We start from the raw sequence: 20,005 nt of genomic DNA on the forward strand, positions 1-20,005 counted from the left end.
ATCCTATTTGCTGACTTTCTCAGCCAAACTAACACCTTTAGTAGCTATTGCTTTGCTAATATCAATAGCAATTGTACTGTAAGTCTCAGCTGCTTTATTGATTTGTTGCAATACTGCCAGTCCACCACCTGCTGCTAAACCTGTAGCCAAAAAAGGAGCGATAATTCCAATTGTGAACAGAAAAAATAAAGGCTGATCGGCACGGGATGTAGCCATCAACTGACCAGCAAACCCTACAATAATATTGAATGAAAGCTTTGCCATACCGACAGTAAAGTATCCAATCAACCAAGCGAAAATAGCTTTGGAACCGTAAGGTAATAAAGAACCGCCAACAGCCAAAGGGCCAAGGAATGCTGTAACTAGCATTGTCAGTTCTATACCCCATTGGTATGCACCATTTAATCCTAGTAAAACTATAGAAACGATTTGAATTACCTGTGAACCTATATATGCGCTGAAAGGAGAAAAAAGTACTTGCAGCGGATTAGCTTTATTGTTAAGAGCATCTATAGGAGCTTGGATAACCCTATCAATTGTTTGAATTATGGGAGAAAAAACAGTATCATTTTCTCGAAAATAATCAGGGTATTGTTGTCTTAACCTTTGTTTAGCATCTTCTAAGCATTTAATAGATTCTTCAGGCGTTAGTGATGAAGTTCTACAGTTTTGAATTTCGTTACCAATAGCACCGCGAACTCCTTCAACGCCCACGGCTCTTTGAAAAGCACCTCTCAAATTAGTTCCAGCAGCAGCTTGTTGTAAAACTACAGTATTAGTATTGTTGATGTAATTTCTGATAGCTATAGTACTATCTCCTAAAATTTTTCCTTTATTCGCTAACAAAACGATAACTATCAGTACCCAAATAAAATCTGTATAGGCTCTTTGTTCTTCGCCACTTAACATTTGTTTTGTCCATTCAACCATGAAAAAAACAAATGTTGCAACCGCAAACAACACTCCGACATTACAAAGGGCAGCATACAATTCTCCTGTAACAACTTCTGTCCAAAGCTCATTAAATCCTTGAGCTAATGAATCTGCTGTCTTTGCTGCTTGTTCAATTAAATCGCCACCAGCAAACTGAGATTGTGCAAACAAATAATTGAGTAAAAGCATAGTACTAATTCGGAAAATGTAAAATATCAAGGGAATGTCAGCCTGACAGTTGGGTTAAAACATTTCTTTGCTTTTAGTAGCAGAGGAAAGTTCAAGGGCAAACTCTCCCTTCTGCCTCTTAACTCAAGGTTGAGAATCAATATATGTTGGATCTAAGCGTGACATTCCGATTAATTCATGAGTGACCGAAATTACCCCTGTAGTATTTGAATCTTCTTCAATACGTTGGCTAGCTAAGTTTTCTGCAACCTGAGTCAGCATCATATTTGAATGAACTGTGTCGTACCGTCTTTGCAATGAATCAGTACGTTGGTTGGACAACATGCCGACAATTTGTGCATTCTGTGCGGCTAATACTTTAAGAATATTTTGAGAAGCATCCATATTTTGTGCTTCATCAGCAAGATATTGAGCTTTTTGTGCAACTTGTAAGTTATTATCAACTTTAGCTTTTGTTTCCCCTTGCCCCTCTTTTCCTAAAGCTTCTTCAATTTTTAATCTAGCGATCGCTCTTTGCAAAGCTTCACCCTTTTCTTGGGCTGTCGGTAACGATTCGGTATCAGCAGTTTTATCCTTGAAATCTTCACTGGCTGCAATTGGATTTGGCTCATCCATGTCTCCAACCGAATCTTTAGTTGAATCTTCTGCCTCTTGACCTTGTTCTCCCCAAGCTGTTCTAATCTTGGTTATGAGAGCTATAATCTTCTGGAAATTGTCAATTTGTAAGCCGTAGCTTGGGGCTACCATGAAAGTACTACTTATAATCAAAGTAATAGCTGTGATAACAATGACTTTTTTGGATTGAATTTTCATGTTGTACCTCCTAGCTTTTGTGGAAGAATATAGGAGTCAAAAATCAGAATTTATCTTAGTTAAAACATTAGAACAACTATGATGAATTAAGCTATTAATTAGACTAAGTTTTTAGTAAATTCTGACTGATGACTTCTGGGTGCTGAGTTCTGATAAAGCAATTGTTGAGCTTCAACAGACAGTTCTTCACTACGAATCATTCTGATGTAATCCTCAGAAAATCTGACTATCCCCAATAGAGAATTATCTTGATATTTTTTGAGGAAAAGAGTACGCAGTTCTTGTTCATGTGGGTTGTTAGCAACAGTTGCTAACAAACAGTGCGCTGGATAATAGCGGCAGAAAGTGAGTTTGCCGTTATCATCTAATAGCCACTGTGAATAAATGCCCGAATTTTTGGGATAAAAAGCTTCTGTACTATTTACTCGAATAATTTCATAAGGGTATTTGAATCGAGTAACAAAAGGATCTACTGCCGATGATTGAATCCTTCCTACTAATCGGGTAGTAATATTGGCAAAGATTTTGGCAGCTGCTTTACATTGATAAATACTCTCCGGTTCTTGTGCAGAGAGAATGACGCGGATACCAGCTTTTGCACCGTTAGCACATAATCTGCCAATTAACTCAGCAATTGATTCAAACTGAAATAAAATTGGTGCTTCATCAAGAAAGAAAATAGAAGCTTTTGAGCTAAGAGCGCGACGTAAAGCTGCCGCATAAGCACTGAGCGCTAAGATTGCCGCGTCAGCTTCACTTGATAAGTTCTTGAGAGCAAATACTAATAACTTGGCATCAGTTCTGAAGCTGGAAGGGCGTGAAATTGATTGACCTACTCTGGTAGTTAGCCAGTAATTTAAACGTAATCTGATTTGCTCTAGTGCCTCTAAAATATCTCGACTATTACTAGCAATTGAATCCAATTTAATAAAGGCAGGCGAACAGTATTGATAAAAGTCCTGTAACGTTGGGGTATCCGTCCATGCTTTAGTTCCTACTCCAGCTGATAATGCTGCTTTATAGCGGAGTTTAATTTCATCATCATTAAAGAAAGTTTTGAGAGTAAGAGCAATAATTGATTCAATATTAGTAATCATCGAAGGACTAACACCAATCATGCTAGTACCAACGATCATGGTCATTAGGACGCTTTTGAGAAATTCTTTGAAATCATTCAACCGCTCATTAATCAGTTCTGGCTCCATCCCTCCCAGATTTGGCAGTTCAAATAAGTTATTTGACTCTTTGGAAATATCAAAGTAAGCGCCATCACAGCCAAGTAGATTAGTGTAGTCGGTGAAAGTAGATGTGCCGTCTGGTTTGGGATAGTCCAAGGCTACTACTGGGATATCTTGGGCAAGCGCGGGTGTCAGAATCCCTGCTGCTAATACTGACTTACCCGAACGAGTCGCCCCAAAAAGTGCAAGGTTTTTGTGATTCTTGTACAAGTCCAAGTGTACGGGAGTGCCGCCTTCTTCTGCGATTAACTCAAAACCAGAGCGATCGCCTGTGGCAGTACGAATCAAAGGCATAACCCCTGGAGCTTCACAACTGAAGTAAGGCAGTCGGCGGTTGAAGGGTTTTGTTAACAGAGGCTCCCACACCGTAGGACAGCACTGTAACCATATTTTCCAGGCATACTCTACTTCGCGATCAACAGATGCAGGTCGTAAGAAGTAACTAGCCAAATAACGGCAAGCTTCATCTAATTGGAGTGTAGATTTTCTGTGAATCAAAAAAACAGTAGCTGTGTGAACTACAACACTACCTTTGTAAATTGTCTTTTGGGCTTCTACAGACTCTTCAATATTCAATCCTGACCGAACATCGATGTTACCTTTGCCGCTAGATAGTGTGGTAGAAGTGATTGACTGTTTGGTCAGCCTTTGTAGATTAGTTTTTGTGATGCCTTGGTTTGCTTTTGTTAGCTGACAAAAGATTTCTGTATCAAAAATACTATCCCTAGAAATTAGCTCCCAGAGATAACGCAGTTGAGCTTGTTCGTCAATCCAGCCTCCTGGCTTTTGGCTGAAATTGAGCGCTCCAATATATTTGTCTTGGATTTTGACCCATTTTCTATCAAAAAATGGCACAGATTGCTCGTTTTCGAGCATGTGATGTCGGATATGAAAATCACTCGTCTGCGTTTCGACTAGTCCCGTAACTTCGTTTATCTTTAAAGGGTTAGGGATGGCTGTTGGTTGAGAATAGTTGAATTGTTGCCAGATGACCGACCATAGTTCTTCTGCACTCAGAACTTGAATTCCAAGCTTCATTTTATTGCTGAGTATGGATGACCACAGCAAAAATCCATCGTTAAACGAGTTCTTCAGAATATTTTCAATTCTAAGATTGTTAAACGAATGAATTTCTCCAGTGAAGCTATACCAACCTTTTTCTAACTTTTTAATCAGAGATTCAACCAAGTCGGAATTCTTGCCATCATCATCGGCAACAGTATAGGTACACCATAATCTCAAGAATTTATTCTTACGATTTCCAGATTGAGTTAGCTCTTGGGTGCGTAGTCTCTCACTACGAATCAAGAGTTTCAGAGAGTCTATTGCACAGTTTTGTTCTAAGGTTTTGAGTTGCTTTTGCCTTTCATAGTCGTCAGTGAAAGAGCCTAAGTGTATAGTGAGAAATTCGCGCTCAGGAATTTCTTTCAGTCCGGCTTCTATGCCATCAAACATTGGGAATATTTGCTCTTGAGGTAAGTTGGGGTGAATCCCTAGACAATCGAAACAGAACTTAATTTGAATATCTTCACCTTTTTTGAGAATCAATGCTCCGATGCCTTTCCTACCTCCTAAGTTGAGGTCACAAATCCCTGCTAAATGAATAATGTCCTCAAAAGGTGTCAGTGTTTTGACAACGTTAATCTGCTCTGTTTCTAGAGCTTTCTTACCTAATTTATCAGTAACTTTCGACTTACTAAATTTCATTTTAATTATGGTTTCTCTATTGCCCTTCGGGTTCAGCAGTTGCTCATGGGGGAAACCCCCAAGACCACACTGCTTCACCTATTGCCTTTTAATCCTGATTTTTTTAATGTCCTATAAGGCATATAGCCTCTGCTAATTCGAGGAACATTGACGAACTTACCAAAAAAATCTTTGTTTGAGGATAAAACCCACCAAGTAGCCCACCCCCAAGCAATACTCAATCCAGTTCCCAACCAACTTGCTTTCAGCATATAGTTGAACACAAATACATTGAGTATTACTATTAATGACCAAGGAAATATTTGGTCAGCGGGAAATGGCCCTAGCCTGGGTCTGTCTCCTAGAATTCTATTTACAGTCCTAAATCTCTGTTCATTTCTCATAATTTGAAACCATTAAATTGGCTTTAACTCAACTTTCTGAGGGGAGAAAAGTTATCAAAACAGAATTCAGGAGTTAGGAGTCAGAACAATGCAAAATTCACGGGGGCAAAATTCAAAATTACTTCCCCTTCTTGAATTTTGAATTTTGAATTATTAATGAGCGAATTGTCTGCAAGCGAATGGCTCCCAACTTCCGACTTCCGACTTCCGACTTCCGACTTCCGACTTCATTGATTACACTGCCGCAGCGCCACCAGTACCAATAATTAAACTTGTTACTAAATCTCCTACAAGAACTGCCAACACTATAATTAGTGGAGTTCTGGCAAGAGATTGCCAATCTTCATCGTTTCGAGCTGCTTGAATTATCCGAACAAGGGAAATGCCCACATACAGCAAAAATAACCCCCTTAGCACATTAAAAAATAATGTAATTACTGCTGTTGTTTGAGCATTACCTCCATTCCCAAAGTTGGTAGTCATCCAGGTTTGTGCGTTTTGAAAGAACTGTGCTTGTGCGGGAGCGCTAGCGAAATCTAGTACACAAATTACTGCAAGAATACAGAATAAAATTGCGTAGAGATTGATGCCGTACTTGCGTTGTAGTTTGTCAAAATTGGTCAGCAGGTATCGAGATTGTTTTGGCAGTGCAATTATGATAGCTGCTGCAATCATCAATCCACCTACTAAAATATTGTGGATTGACATGGATGCGATCATCAACACACCTGTTATACCCATTAGAATGAGTGTGCTGTTCTTCATCCTGTTGTGATTTTTGGGTGGAGTTAGCACTGCTGTATTGGTAAAACCTTCGGTATTGTAATCTGTATGCATTTATCTTTACTTGAATAACTTACTCTCAGTTGAATGGAGTCTAGCTGTAAGAATTCACCTCCAACTAAACTACCTAGAACATTATTCAAGCCTTTTTTCAAAAAAGATATAGCCGAAATATCGATAAATTAATCATACTTTTGGCGACTAAAAGAGCAATTAGCCGCCAAAAGTACGAGAAAAAAATCGTACTTTTGGCGGCACGGGAGCAATGCGATGAGAGTGAGATGACAAAGTTTGAGGCTGGGGCTGTTCATTGATAAAGGCTTGGGTCATGCTGGTCGTACCGCTCCTTGGGGGTACAAAATATAGAAAGGTCTACGTGCCATGTCCCGTTAAGCTGTTGTGCCTACAAGTTGCACTATTTTCATTGTGAATAAAAGCTTCAAACCCTCCCCCTTCAAATAAAATATTTGAAAGAAGAAAAATTAAGGATTAATATCGATCTAAATGATGTCAATATAAATATATTTGCAAGCTCTATACTTACTTAAAGAGAAATCTGCGCTTTGAATTAACTAAAAACTTTTGTAAAGCGCAAAGTTTATCGAATATGAATCAAAAATACTTGATTAGCGCACTTATCTCACTTTTAAGTATTGCTGTAGTATCGTGCCAATCACCAGAACAGAAAGCAGCAGAAGCGAGAAAAAAGGAGATTGAAACAGCAAGAGCCGAAAAAGAACAACAAATCAAGGCTTTGATATCCAGTACTCCTGATATATATCGAGTTTCTTGGAAGGTCTGCCAAGATAAAAAGGTAAACTTGGCTCGGAAGTTCAACGGTGGATGTGATGAGGCGAAAGAACCTACCACTCAGGGATTTCAAGAACCTTTATTTATGTGGGGCCCTATAGGACAGGTTCAAGTGGATCAAAAAACCAATCCTATATCACCGGGAGTAATATATGCTACTGCCTTTATCAAATCAAGAGGATGCCTAACATCAGGAACGCCTAAGAATGAGCAGTTATACAAGGTGCGAGGATTTGTTGTTGATAAAAATGCCCCAGTTACATCTAGCAATATCAAAGCCGAACGTCTCTCAAAAGAAGAAAAAGAGAGTAAAATCCGTCAGCAAGTTGCTAATGTCGAACTGACAAGGGACTATCAGACATTAGGCTTGCTTGGTGGTGACGATTGCCAATCATTTAATGACTGGGAAAAGAACAATAGTAACTCTTGAGTATTAACAACAAAGAATTCAGCTATCCTGAATTCAGGAGTCAGAATAGCTGAATTTTTTTAATTGCAACCATTCTTGTATTTGACTTCGGGTAGTTTGCCGACTCTACACCCACTCAGCCTAGTTTTGGTCATAAAGCACGTTCAAAAACTGAACAGCTTGACGCTTAGCAGTTTCAGACCGCAAATCATATTTTTGAGTTGTCGCTGGAGATTCATGACCGACTAGTTCACAGACTGTTAAAACATCAACACCAGATTCTAGTAATCTAGTGATAAACGTCCGCCGAAAATCATGAGGGCTAAAACGTTCTATCCCTGCACTGACGGCGCGTTTTTGGGCTATTGCCATCACAGCTTGGTCTGTCATCTGGCGGATATGAATGTGTCCGCCACGCCTGACAGGGCAAATTAAAGCTCCTGGGGATTTACCTCTAATCTTGAGCCAATCATCCAAAACGGCAACTGCCCCTGGTGGCAAATACACAGTGCGGTATTTTCCCCCTTTCCCCTTGCGTACCTTCAACGAGTTATCTTCTCGGTGAAAATCTTTCTTGTCTAAGGCTACAGCCTCAGAACGTCGAACCCCAGAACCACTTAGAATTGCAATCAGTGCTGCATCTCTGATCCCAATTTTGTTTTGGTCAAGGTAGCAATCGTGCAAAAGCCTAGCAATTTCTTCGGTTTTTAATAATCTTCCCCGTAACGGGGAATCGCCTTTTATTCTTTTGAGGTCTACAGCACGAGTATAATCTTCGGCACTCATCGACCCTAACCGTAAAGCTTCTTTTAGCACTCGCCGTAAAGCACAAAGCATTCGGTTGGCTGTCGCTGGAGAATATTGCTCCATTAATATAGCTCTAATTGCTGCTGTATACTGGTAGCTTAACTTTGACCAATCTAACGACAAAGCATCGCATTCACCTTTTGTCAACAATCGGGCAATGACATTGAGTGCTTTTTGCATTGTCCGCCGTGAACCCGCAGTCAAACTAGACAAATAGACTGCCGCAGGATGAAGTGTCAAAGGCGGCGGTGTGGTCAGCACTAAATCTATTTGTCTTGTCGATTGTTCTGCCATGCTCCGTGTTGCGCCACAACACCTTCTGTATCAGGTAGGGTACATCTCCATCTTCTCACCAATACGATGCACGCGATCGCCTTGGGGCTAAGGCCAGAAATTGTAGGTAGAACTTTTTTATCTCCGTACACAAGTCTAATAGGCGATCGCCCTCTCATCCCTAAAAATAGTTTTGGTAAAGTCCAGTTTCCATAACTTATTTTGGCTGATATTTTCTCAAAGGCTTATCAATGTCGGGTTTCACATGAGATGAAAGTTGTGACCCAGAAAGTGAAAAATCTCAAGTAAAGTGCCAACACTCCCAGCAAGAGTTAAAGAATGAACGGGGTGAGCAGATCGGTTTTCTGGAAATTTGCTTCCGGGATAGGCCCCGTTGTAGCTCATCGCACACAAACTGACAACTGTGTTGCTCCGTCCTAAAAATTTCAGGACGGGGCTAATGAATATAGATGAATTTCTGCACTGTATTCCACACGCTAAATTTGAACGCAGCGCTGAAAGTCGATTCGTGTAGAATATTGTCTTTACTGTCGTCCACACAATGGCGATAGCAATACTGATATCACAGCAATAGTGGTAATCCCACAAATCATTTTCCAGCAACTGGAGTTTTGCTATCAAAACCGATATCATTCTTAGGTAAAACGGGCTGGATATTGAGCCTGTCACCAACTCGAATTTTGGCAGCACCAGGGGTGAGTTCCAAAACAGAGGTAGCAACCCTGCCCTTGTAAATTGGACAAGGATTTTCGGTACAGGGTGGAGCATTGTAAACCACAGTTGTCACCACATTGTCCTTGAGAAAAATAATGTCCAGATGAATTTTGACTTGGGACATCCAAAAGGGGACATCTTTGTACTCTCTGCCGAGGATGAATAACATTCCGCGATCGCCCCTTAAGGAGGAGCGAAACTTCAGCCCCTTCTCTAATTCCTCTGCTGTGGTGGCAACTTCCAACTGAAATGTCCGCCTGTTGTGGGTAAGGGTATGAGTGACAGGTAAATGCTGGGGTCGAGTTTGTAAGTAACAAATGCTTGTTGAAGCGACAATAATTGATACTCCAGCGACAGGCCCAAGAAAGTTTAGAAGTTTTAGCGCCTCACCAAATAAGTCATTTTGAGAACGGATTTTTCTAAGCTGCATAAGTTACCCAAAAATATCGATATTGCCGACACTATATATAGAAGAGTCCACGGGACTGGACGGCAAACCTTGTAAATCAGCTTTGTTTCGTATACCTTCAATTCTGTCAGCTTCGCGGATGGCCAGAGGGTTAATATTCTGCCTTGCTTCTAACAATGCGGACAATGTAATTAATAGCGGTGGCAGTTCACCCACAGGTGGAACATTATCTGGAAACATTTGACAGAAAGTAGAAATAGCTGCTCTCTCCACAATCGCTTGAATTTCAGCGCCGACACAGCGATGTGTGGCTTTGAGCAATCTCCGCCATTCTTCTTCTGTAAAACCATCTCCACTACGGAAACGCTTGTCAAATCTAGCTAAGTGAATCTTGAAAATAGAGTGGCGTTCTCCGTTATTAGGTAAATCCACCTTGAAGATGTCATCAAAGCGACCACTTCTAGTCAGTTCTGGTGGTAGCCAATCCAAGCGATTCACTGAAGCCAAAATTAATACTTCACTAGTTCGCTCTTGCATCCAGGTTAACAACATCCCCGCCAGCCGCCTAGACAAGTCATCATCAAGAGCGAATCCCTTATCAAAGTCATCCAAATACAGGATGACACGATTGATTCGGTCTACCAGTGCCAACAAGTTTTTCAGCTTGTACTCAGCCAAATTGCCATAACTGCGAAAGCTGCCCCATTCAACCATAATTAAGGGAAGTCCCAAGCGCCCAGAACAAGCTTTAGCCGAGTAAGATTTTCCAGTACCGGGCGGGCCGATCAGTAAAATACCTTTGGGTAGGCGAAGATTGTAAGCTTTAGCCAGTGGAGTCAAGAGGCGCTTGTATTTCTTGAAGGCTTCTTGCATCAGTTCCAGCCCACCAACTGAGATAGTTGGTGGTTGCATAAACTCAATATTGTAAACTCGCTTGAACAGGTCGATTTTGTAAGCTCTTAGTTTTTCGAGCAGTTCTTGAGCAGTAGAAAATCCAGAAGCAAGTGCCTGTTTGATGCCATACTCAATATCAGCCAAGTACATCCCGGCAGATGCGATCGCTACAGAGTAAATTTCCGTTTGGCTGTAGTTGGGTAGCATCAAAGGCAAGTGAGTGCTGATTTCCTCAACGGTTGGCAACTGTTGAATAAGAATGGGTATTTCCGGTGCAATATCAGATGACAAACTGGCGTTTGGCCCCAGAAGGATAGCAGTCTTTTGTGAGTTACGGTTGTAGAGCTTGAGGTTAATGAGAGCCGACTTGATCCACTCAGCAGTTAAGAAAAAATCGGGGTCAGTGGTTGATTCTCCTAGCCAGGGGAATATCCCCTCTAATATGAGAATGCCTTCAAGTTCAGTGGTTTTCCAAAAACGCAGAATTTCAAAGTAATGTTCGCGTCGGTTTTTGGCGCTCGCCTGATATTGGCTTACAGGTTGTAAAATCAAATCCTGCTCATTGATAACCAGCTGATGCAGTGCATCATCTTCCAGTGTCCACAGGTAGCAGTTAATGTTTTTTTGTTGGCATTCACTGGCAAGGTTTTTGAAAAGTTTAATTCTCTCTTGCAGGGGAGATTCTATGGCAATCAACTTATTATTCAGTTTTATCAGGTCAAATACTTGGTTGACTAATGTTGAACTCATTGGTTTGACGTAGTATAGCCAACCAGATAATAAAAGTTTTGAAAATAAAAGCAATAGCTGAAAGTACGATTTATTTTTCGTACTTTTGGCTATTGCTTTTACGAATTAAAGGAAGAAGAATGCAGGAGTCAATTCCAATTCGCTTGTTCCCATTCGCAATTCGCAATTTGTAGTTGGCAATAGCGAGCTGTGCTGATGCGTGTGAGCGAAGTTTGACTTAGGCAGTTTACAGTTCTAATTCTGGGTGAAATTGAGGTAAACGATAACGATGTTGTTGCAATTTACAAGAGAAATTAACCAATTCCTGATTCCAGTCAGTAGCTTTAGATTTGTTCCTTTTAGCTTGTGGCAGCAATTTCTTAACAGCCCGTGCATTGGCATTACCAATGTCATCACCGTCAAAAGCCACTTGCACAATCGGAATATTTTGCAATCGCTCTACTGGTAAGCTTTTAGGGCTATCGACTGCCAGAAAGAGTGTTCTAGTGGGTGGTAAACCGCCTTTGACTTGATATTCCAGCATGGCAAAAGATATGGCATCAATAGGCGATTTCAAAAGCACTAATCTTTCTGCTGGTGCGGTAGGCTCTTTGCCTAAATGAAAGTAAAACCAGCTATCACGGCGCTTAGTGCCTTTAAGATAACCCTTGAAAGTGTTGTTCTGTGTCCCTTGCAAGAAGGCTCCTTGGGGAATCCCCTCAAGATTCCGCATGACGAACACAGCATTTTGCCGATCATCAGCATAAATCAGCCCCCGTTGGTGTAGAAGTTCTACAAATTTTGGTGGGATGCTCCGTTTTTGGGTGAGGTAATTAGAAACTAATTGCCAGTTGGTTCTGTCCTCAACTGGTAGCTGGAAGTTGGGGCGAGGTTCTAGCTGGATAATCTCGGATGCCACTTGACGAGCTTGGGCGAGGGCTGCTCGTTCTGCAAGAGCTGACCCAAATCGGTCATACAACCATGCGATCGCCTGCCTTGTATTGCAAGAGTTAACGTGCATGACTAAATCAATAGCACCATTTCCCTCTAGTGGAGAGCCTGGGTCAAGGTCAGTGAATTTCTTGCCATCTATATTAATGATGTGGTGATAGCCTTTCCATGCACCACGCTCGTGATGGTGATGTAGCCCTAACTCCCAGGCGACATCAACAAGGGGTAAATCAGTTGAATAGGAGGCAAGCTGTCTCAATGTCTGATTATCTCGTTCTAATTGAGCAATTCGTTTTTGCAACAGTTCATTTTCTCTAGCTAGAGCTAATGCTGTTGTTTCCATCTCTTGCTTAGAACGAGTAGCTCTGTCTCGGTCAGCGGCTTTGGCTTTTAACTGTTCAAAGTTGAGGTCATCGTACTCTAAGTCTCTTCCTGACTCCACAATGCGGTAAAAGTCCTTAATATCCTGGTGTTGCGCTCTGCTGCCTTTTAGACCACGTTCTAGCCCAATCAACCGCATCGTGTCATAGTACGAATCTTGGAATAGCTGGATTTTCTGTCTGCCATCAAAGAAATGATTACAGCGCAATTGTCCTTCGTCATCAACAGGCACAAAGTAAGCATGAATGTGAGGAGTCGCTTCGTCTAAGTGCAACTCTGCGCGGACTATGCGCTCTCCGTATTCATCGGCTAACCACTGGTGCGTTGCTTCTAGCCAATCATCTAACTTTTGGGGGTCGTAATACCCTGCTTGATTTGGACAATCTGGGCGGAAGTAACTGGGCGAGGCACTAAGCAGAAATTCTACGGCATAAACCCCATCGGTACGAATCTTTCGTTTCTGTTCATGCTCGGCTATTTTGGCTAACACTAAATCTTCTAACCTTTCTTCGGGATCGAGACTACCTATGAATCGAATATTTTCTTTTGTTGGGTCAGCATTTGGAGTTTCTCGTTCGCGGTTGGTGTGAGAAGCACTGCCAGCCAAGTTACTGTGCTTTAATTTTTTCAGTCGCGCGATCGCATATGCCATCTTTTTGATTTAAGCTAAAAACTGAAATCACTAAAAAATCGATTTGAGCGTCTGAAACAATTGCTACCTAATGATTTGATTCTTCTAAATTCCTTAGTGTTTAGGTAAAAAGCGAAATGGCTCAAACGCAAAAAAGGCAAAATAACCGTAGTAAGTACGGTTATTTTAAGTCATCCAAAGGCATTTCTAAAGTTCATCTTCAGCATTACCCCAATCATACGTCCATCAACAGTATTTAGTAGCACAAAATTTGATTACGTACAAAATTAGCTATTTTTAGAGACTTGAGCGAAAAAGTACGTAAAATCAAGGCTTTTAGGGTCAATAATTGTCAATAAGCTTCAATTACTGACAATTAATAAACTAAAAAGGATTTTTGCAGTATGAGTGTAACATTGCAGTATTATGCATTCTCAATAATCCCCAAGCTTATTGAGAATGAAACCGAGGTCAAAAAATGGCTCAATTCCAAGCTGGATAGAGGTTTGAGCGTATTTTATTGCAGAAAATTCGTTGCGCCACTGGTAGCTCTATAGCTACCACTATAGCTACCAGTAGAAAAGTCAAAAAACGGTAACAATTGATTTTTTTGATGTCATCACTGGTAGCTCTATAAGTACCACTACAGCTACCTCTGCTGCATAGTCTCAAAGGTTACTAAAAGCATACTTAAAACACCTTCAAGTCTATCGGATTAATGAACTTAATTAGACAGGGATTTGAAGTTGAGTTTAGTAATCAAGATATTTGTAGTTAAAAACTTACAAATGTAGTTTTAGTTGCTTTAGGAAGAACAATGAAGGAAATAAAACAAGAGATAATTTCCATTAGGCGCACAACTGATACATTAGATGGACAAGTTATCAGTTACTTAAAATCTACGCCATTGAAGCTAGACCAAGATTTTTCTGAATTACTCATGTCTACGCTCAAAAAGTATTGGCTACCTTTAGCTTTGTTTTCCTTAGATGTACGTGGAGAAGAATTAAGACAAATTGGGATTTGGGCGATTAGTGAGTTAGAAGCGCAAAGTAATATCATTCGGAGAATTTGTGGGATTACTCCCGATTCATTAGTTAGGGCATCAAACGTAGAACTGCAAGCATTCGCTATAGGGGAAGAAAAACACGCATCGATTCTGCAAAGCATTGCCGAAACTCAACAAATAAGCTCTAGCCAGCAAGAAGATGATGAAGAATATGACGATGATGATGATGAGGGATGTATGGAAATGGAACAGCCACAAGAAATGATTCTTGCTAACAGAGCGTTGGGTTTTAACAGCTAGAGAGGAGGAAATACACATGAGGAGAAAAAGAGAAATCAAAGAGTACACAAAGGTTGTAGCAACTATTGACTTAGGGACAAGTTCACTCAAAGGGATAGCACAGGTTTATCCTGATGGCGTTCCAATAGTGATTAAGATGGAGCCAGAGATAGCAGATGTCGAGGCTGGTTCAATTGAGTATTTGTCGAATCAGTTCATGCAAGACAGTACAGTGTGGGTTGGTATTGGCGAAGAGTATTTTGTTCTGGGAGCTTTAGCTAGAAGTATGTTCGCTGGGACATCAGCTTTGCGGGATTTGAAATATCAATATGCCTTACCCAAGGTGATAGGTATGTTGTGGTTGGCAACTCGGCGGCTTGGAGTGAAAAATCCAAACTTAGAAATGTACGTACATTTGTTGTTGCCAGTAGGAGAATCGAATGGTGGTGAAGCGTTAAAAATCAAACTGGCAGAAGTTTTAAAGACAGGAATAGCCACACCCACAGTCAAACTCAAAGCCAAATTACGCAGTTTTGGTCTTTCGGCAGAAGGGGCTGGGGTGATGTCGTATCGCAGTCGCAACACCAATGTCAACTATTTCCACAAGAATATTGGAATGTTAATGTTGGGTTATCGAAATGCCAGCTTTATTCTGTCGCACAAAGGAAATACCACAAAATTTGACACAACAGATTTAGGGATGAATTGGGTGGTAGATCAGTTTGTCGAGCGTACTGCTGTTGGGCTATCGAAAGATGATTCGCGCTTAATCAGTGCTTTAGTCGAAGCCAATAAGAACAATTTCGATGAGTTGCGTCACATATCACGTAAAAGTAAACCGGAAGATGTTCGGTTAGATGTAGAGTTGTTCAAAAAGACTCTACCAGTAGTTCGCACTGAGTATGTCCGTGCTTTGCTGCGGTGGCTGAGAAATATCGCCCAAATGGATGAAATTTTAGTTTGTGGTGGTACAGCATCTTTTATACGTAACGAGCTAACCCAACATTTTGAACAACAGGGCATCCCCATTTCATGGAATGGAGGTATGGAACTGCCGAAAAATCTCAACACAATGGAATTGGGCGATAGAGTCGCTGATGTTTGGGCATCCCATATTACCCATATCAAAATGCTGGATCTCAATCTCAACTACGACCGCAAAGGAAAACCCTTAGTCCCTGAGTCTTATACTCAACCAATGAATAGTTCTACACCAGAGACTGAAATTTGGCAAAAAAATGGCTACTTAGTAAATCAAGTAATTGGTTCAAAGAAGTTGTAATTGTGCCATTCACCTAAATTCAGAAGTTAGAGATGTTAGACAGCTTTTCTGTCTAACATCGCCAAAACCTTTGCTTGTAACGGTTTCACTTTTTTGAAGTAGATTCACGAGAGGCAAAAGTACGGTCATGGGCTTGTTGATTAGTGCGATCGCTCCAAACCAAAGTATTGCGCCCTTGCTGACGGTCAAATTTCTCAAAGGTTATTGAAAAGACTTCTGGTAAACGATACCAGAAGTCGTAAGTGTGTTTTGACTTTTAACCTTGGCGAATTCAACGTTTACTAGAACAATTGTACTATACAATGATGAATCTAAAAATTAGAAGAATTCAAAATATGTTAGAGGATTAATATCAACTCAGTTTTATTTTTATTAAAACCATGCCAAAAACTTGGAATCTAAAAGTAGACCAGTATTTTAATGCCAACCCCCACTGTATTATTGCTACCGCCCACGTAGACACCTTCCCAACAAACTTACCCTTAGAACCCAACATCAGAGAACCAAACAAGAGAAGCGCAACGTACAGACAAATCTTTGATTCAGTGACGACCCAACCGGAAAAGTTTTTTGAGCGCCATAGCGGAATAGTGCTGTGTGCCAATAAAGTTAAGCCCAATAGACTTGTCCGAAATATTAACTTAGGAAAAGAAAAATGGTAAAACGTTGAATTGAGTGTCTACCATTTTTCAAACTTAGTTATGGTTTTTGATTATATCCAAAAGTACCCACACCGAACAAAACAAATTTTAGGGATTAGTTACGAACAATTACAATCACTACTAAATTGTGCCGGCAAACGTCACCAAGAAATTAAAATTCAGCAAGAAAGCCGAAAAATCAGAATTAATGCGTCTGGTGGAGGTCGCAAAGAATTGTTATCAATCCAAGAACAAGTTTGTTTATGCTTATTTTATTTAAGACAGATGCCGACATTTCAAGTATTAGGAATGTTATTTGGGGTATCGAAGACAGAAGCCAACGATACTTTTCATTATTGGATACCAATACTGCGAGATGTTTTACCAGCTAGTTTATTAGAACAAGTCTCAAATAATGAAAGCGAATTACTCTTTGTTCAGGAAGTATTAACCAATTTTCGACTATTAGTCGATAGCCTAGAACAGCCAATATATAGGGATTCCGACCAAAAAGAACAACAAAAATATTTTTCTGGCAAGAAAAGGCAGCATACATTAAAAAGTTTAATGATTGGTATACCAGAAGGTAAGGATATTGTGGAGGTAGAAGTCGGCGTTCCTGGGCCAACAGCAGATATAAAATTGTTCCGTAAATCTCAGACAAAGTTTGATAAGTCTCAACCATTTTCAGGTGACAAGGCTTTTCAAGGTGGCGAAAACATTACTACTCCTCACAAAAGAAAGCCAAAACAGGAATTAACTCAACAGCAAAAAGATGAAAATAAGGCTTTGTCTAGTAATCGAATATTCATTGAACATTTGATTCGATTGCTTAAAATATTCCGGATAGCTCGATAGCGATTTCGCTTAAAACTTGAAACGTATGAGCAGATTATTTTAACAGTCTGTGGGTTGGTTAGGCTGAGAATTGGTAGCTTAATTCTGCGAATTTAGCTATTAAAAATAGTCAAGTAATCCTAAAAAAAAGGAGTTAATGTTTATGCCTCTAAACTAACAGTAACTATCTCAAATGCTGATCGCTACGTTTTTACGCAAATATCAAAGTTTTGCCTCAAAGCTTTGAACAGTCTGGCTTTGGAGTTTTCGGACAAGTCTAATAGAAACAAGACTGAATTAGAACTAGAAATACTAGAGGCACAGGAGGGTGGCAGCGACGGTATTATCAATGGTGGGCATACAGTTTTGGCGTTTGAGCAAGCTAGAAATTACAAATATGACCTCTCCAAAGCGAGGGTAAAAGTAACGATTCACATTGGGCTAAGTGAGGATGATGCCAAAGACATTGCCCTAGCATCAAACACATCTGCCCCGGTGGATGCGCGATCAAAGGTAAACGCCAGAGGTGATTATAAATTCCTAAAACAGTTTTTATTCCAACTGGAGCGTGAGCAAGAAACAAAATTCCGCATTGCCTACTATCAAAACCAAAGCGGTGCGCCCAAAAGTCCCCAGTGCAATGTCAACCATTTAATTAAGTTGATGAACTGTCTGGATAGGAACAAATACAACCCAGATAGTAACAGTAGAGCTAAACACCCTCCAGTAAGTAATACACCCTCTTTGAGTGAGGCGGAAAGACAAAGACTGTCGAATTTGTTGCCACTACTGCCCAAAGCGTTGTGGATTGAGCAACGACTGTTTAAAACTATTGAGGAACATATTACCAACCCCAGAAGGAAGAAAGGAATAGTTGACTTAGCCTCAATTGACCCGCGCAAGAATACGCTGTTGCCTGATAGCAAATATTCATTTGGGTTTGGTGCGCCTGCTGATATTGCAATGCCGATTATCGCATCCTATCGAGTGTTTTTAGACGAACAGTACAACTGGATTATCCCTTTTGAGGAATTTGCAGAGGATTTTCTGCAACATTTGTGGACTAATTATTACAAGAAATACTTGGTGTCAGAGAAATTGGCAGGCAATACAATTGGTAGCAAAATTTGTCGGAATCCTGAGATTTGGGATAGCCTCTACGTTTGCGCCCAAAGCTATCTCAATCAGCATTTGATGAAGATGGTCAACTCAAGCAAGCGCGAAAAACTAACACTTGCAAACTAATTAATATGCCAAAAAATACGGTTCTTCAAGCTCAAGAACTGGCAAAATTCGCTGTTGAGCAGAATTTTGATGAGCGTTATTTAGAGTATTTTGCTGATGTTTGGCTTGAGGCTGGAGTTAAAGATATTTCCAGAATGACCACCCAAGATGCCGAACGCACAATGCAAGTTTTGTCAAGCAGTGAGGCTTCTTTTGAATTTGTTAAAGCCTTCTTGGCTCAGGCTGTTCGCCAGGGTATGCCCTTCCAAGTTCTGGAGTACATTCTCTTGAGCGATACCGATGGTGATGGACGAACTCTAGCACAGGAAATTTTTCAGGATGCAACAGATCCTTTCGAGCCAGATGCACCAGATGTAGCACCAGCAATAGAGTATGTAACCAACTCTCGAAACCAAGGTTTTGACCTAGAGCTTTGATTAAGCCGCCAAAAGTATGATTTTTTTTTCAATCTTTTGTCCATTGATTTCTTGAGAGTGAAATAGATACACTCTGCCTTGAACAATAGTACGCGAGTTTCACCTTACAGAATCATGGGTGCAGAAGATTTTTCTGCACCTTTACTAAAAAATTGAAAAAATATGACACAACTACTCAAGCCTCTTAATAGCACTCACCCCGAACAGTTACCAGACTTGTCTACTCCACTTCGACGCAAAGAACAACTAGAGATTCTACTATGTCAAAAAGTCCAAACAGGGGAAGATATTTCCTCTTGTATGAAGGCTTTGCAATATTGTAAACAAGAGGAAACCAAACAAGACCAACTCCAAAAAATGTGGACTGAAGTAGTAAAAGAAAGGTCAGTGTTTAACTCCCTTCAACGAGTAGCTATCACTGTCTTTGCTATCTTGGGAATGATTGCAGTGTTTAATGGGGCATTCAAGTCAAAAAATCCATCGCCAGCTGTGATTGTCCCATCTGGGATTCATCAAAAATAGAACTCAGAAGTCAGAATTAATTAGAGTTTAAAAACCAATACACACAGGTTAAAAACATCTCAATCTTATAAACTCCTTACTATTACTATAGGATAATTCTCAATTCTGATTCCTCACGGAGTGAATTCTTCTTAGTAAGGTGTGTCTTTGTCGAAAGGTAGGCTGCTGGGTTCTTCGTTGTTTCTCAGGTCTACCTCCATCTGCTTTATGCGTTGTGAGTATGTGCCGTTAGCAGGCTTGAGACTTCGCATGAGCCACGCTCCGTAATTAATCCCTTGTTCGGCGTGGGATGCTGACATTTTGTTGTAAGTATCCACCTCGATTTTTTTACGTCGTTCCATTTCTGCCAACCAGTTCTCACTAATCCCCTGTTTGAGAGCAGATTCGATGTATTCGGCTTTTAGAGTACCGTCAGGATTGAACTGCTGTTTTTCTGTGGGGGTGAAGAAGTCGTATGCATTATATTCGACCCATTTTTCTGGGTTGGTTTCGTCTAATCTTTTTAACTCGTCATATTCTGCTTTTAATCTACGAGCATAACTATCAATTGCGCCTGGATGTGCGCCATTAGATAACTTCTGTTGTTTTACTTCATCTTTCAATGTCCCGTCTGCATTAAATTCTTTACCGTGCATATTTAACCAACGTTTAATTCTTGACATATTAACCTTCCAAAATTTTTCAATGATTAAATAAAAC

The 20,005-nt window shown here is 40.4% G+C and carries 18 protein-coding genes and 1 pseudogene; 8 read left to right on the top strand and 11 right to left on the bottom strand.

Annotation, left to right across the window (positions count from 1 at the left end; translation table 11 throughout):
* Nucleotides 1-3: 3 nt before the first annotated feature.
* The 5 genes from RMY31_RS13645 to RMY31_RS13665 form a co-directional block, all read right to left on the bottom strand.
* On the bottom strand, nt 4-1,122 hold the full coding sequence (locus RMY31_RS13645; protein ID WP_322657196.1) for a hypothetical protein: 1,119 nt from the start codon (nt 1,120-1,122) through the stop codon (nt 4-6).
* Between the two features lie 123 nt (nt 1,123-1,245).
* Entirely contained in the window at nt 1,246-1,935 is a 690-nt protein-coding gene (locus tag RMY31_RS13650; RefSeq protein ID WP_322657194.1) for a hypothetical protein, read from the bottom strand.
* A gap of 98 nt (nt 1,936-2,033) precedes the next feature.
* Nucleotides 2,034-4,880 (bottom strand): hypothetical protein, encoded by a 2,847-nt coding sequence (locus RMY31_RS13655; RefSeq protein WP_322657193.1) that lies wholly within the window; start codon nt 4,878-4,880, stop codon nt 2,034-2,036.
* Nucleotides 4,881-4,954: 74 nt separating this feature from the next.
* The gene (locus tag RMY31_RS13660) at nt 4,955-5,263 is read right to left on the bottom strand and encodes a hypothetical protein (RefSeq protein WP_322657192.1); all 309 of its coding nucleotides are present in this window, start codon (nt 5,261-5,263) and stop codon (nt 4,955-4,957) included.
* A gap of 234 nt (nt 5,264-5,497) precedes the next feature.
* Nucleotides 5,498-6,100 (bottom strand): hypothetical protein, encoded by a 603-nt coding sequence (locus RMY31_RS13665; protein WP_322657191.1) that lies wholly within the window; start codon nt 6,098-6,100, stop codon nt 5,498-5,500.
* 553 nt (nt 6,101-6,653) lie between these two features.
* Between RMY31_RS13665 and RMY31_RS13670 the strand changes: the two genes are divergently transcribed.
* Entirely contained in the window at nt 6,654-7,286 is a 633-nt protein-coding gene (locus RMY31_RS13670; protein WP_322657190.1) for a hypothetical protein, read from the top strand.
* A 120-nt stretch (nt 7,287-7,406) separates the two neighbouring features.
* Here the strand turns inward: RMY31_RS13670 and RMY31_RS13675 are convergent, their stop codons facing one another.
* The 5 genes from RMY31_RS13675 to mobV form a co-directional block, all read right to left on the bottom strand.
* Nucleotides 7,407-8,366, bottom strand: a complete 960-nt coding sequence (locus tag RMY31_RS13675; RefSeq protein WP_322657189.1) for a tyrosine-type recombinase/integrase — start codon at nt 8,364-8,366, stop codon at nt 7,407-7,409.
* A complete protein-coding gene (locus RMY31_RS13680; protein WP_409877911.1) occupies nt 8,339-8,497 on the bottom strand; it encodes a hypothetical protein in 159 nt (52 codons plus the stop codon). The genes RMY31_RS13675 and RMY31_RS13680 overlap by 28 nt, the downstream gene beginning before the upstream one ends.
* Before the next feature lie 458 nt (nt 8,498-8,955).
* Nucleotides 8,956-9,510, bottom strand: a complete 555-nt coding sequence (locus RMY31_RS13685; RefSeq protein ID WP_322657188.1) for a DUF192 domain-containing protein — start codon at nt 9,508-9,510, stop codon at nt 8,956-8,958.
* A 3-nt stretch (nt 9,511-9,513) separates the two neighbouring features.
* A complete protein-coding gene (locus tag RMY31_RS13690) occupies nt 9,514-11,133 on the bottom strand; it encodes an ATP-binding protein (protein ID WP_322657187.1) in 1,620 nt (539 codons plus the stop codon).
* Nucleotides 11,134-11,359: 226 nt separating this feature from the next.
* Nucleotides 11,360-13,096 (bottom strand): MobV family relaxase, encoded by a 1,737-nt coding sequence (gene mobV / locus RMY31_RS13695; RefSeq protein ID WP_322657186.1) that lies wholly within the window; start codon nt 13,094-13,096, stop codon nt 11,360-11,362.
* A 796-nt stretch (nt 13,097-13,892) separates the two neighbouring features.
* On the opposite strand from mobV, the gene RMY31_RS13700 reads away from it, so the two are divergent.
* The 7 genes and pseudogenes from RMY31_RS13700 (at nt 13,893) to RMY31_RS13730 (ending at nt 19,306) form a co-directional block, all read left to right on the top strand.
* On the top strand, nt 13,893-14,384 hold the full coding sequence (locus tag RMY31_RS13700) for a hypothetical protein (RefSeq protein WP_322657185.1): 492 nt from the start codon (nt 13,893-13,895) through the stop codon (nt 14,382-14,384).
* Nucleotides 14,385-14,400: 16 nt separating this feature from the next.
* Nucleotides 14,401-15,645 (top strand): ParM/StbA family protein, encoded by a 1,245-nt coding sequence (locus RMY31_RS13705; RefSeq protein ID WP_322657184.1) that lies wholly within the window; start codon nt 14,401-14,403, stop codon nt 15,643-15,645.
* Between the two features lie 380 nt (nt 15,646-16,025).
* Nucleotides 16,026-16,268 (top strand): annotated as a pseudogene (locus RMY31_RS13710) (AIPR family protein); the annotation flags it as partial.
* A 78-nt stretch (nt 16,269-16,346) separates the two neighbouring features.
* Nucleotides 16,347-17,144, top strand: a complete 798-nt coding sequence (locus RMY31_RS13715; protein WP_322657183.1) for a transposase family protein — start codon at nt 16,347-16,349, stop codon at nt 17,142-17,144.
* 222 nt (nt 17,145-17,366) lie between these two features.
* The gene (locus RMY31_RS13720) at nt 17,367-18,368 is read left to right on the top strand and encodes an AIPR family protein (protein ID WP_322657182.1); all 1,002 of its coding nucleotides are present in this window, start codon (nt 17,367-17,369) and stop codon (nt 18,366-18,368) included.
* A gap of 5 nt (nt 18,369-18,373) precedes the next feature.
* Nucleotides 18,374-18,784 carry a hypothetical protein gene (locus RMY31_RS13725; RefSeq protein WP_322657181.1) on the top strand — a complete coding sequence of 137 codons (411 nt, stop codon included), beginning with the start codon at nt 18,374-18,376 and terminating at the stop codon, nt 18,782-18,784.
* A gap of 162 nt (nt 18,785-18,946) precedes the next feature.
* Nucleotides 18,947-19,306, top strand: a complete 360-nt coding sequence (locus RMY31_RS13730; RefSeq protein WP_322657180.1) for a hypothetical protein — start codon at nt 18,947-18,949, stop codon at nt 19,304-19,306.
* 131 nt (nt 19,307-19,437) lie between these two features.
* Here RMY31_RS13730 and RMY31_RS13735 read toward each other — a convergent pair whose 3' ends face one another.
* Nucleotides 19,438-19,968: a hypothetical protein gene (locus RMY31_RS13735; protein WP_322657179.1), complete on the bottom strand. Its 531-nt coding sequence runs from the start codon at nt 19,966-19,968 to the stop codon at nt 19,438-19,440.
* Nucleotides 19,969-20,005: the final 37 nt, after the last annotated feature.

Source organism: Dendronalium sp. ChiSLP03b (assembly GCF_034531165.2).
Classification (GTDB): Bacteria; Cyanobacteriota; Cyanobacteriia; order Cyanobacteriales; family Nostocaceae; genus Dendronalium; species Dendronalium minutum.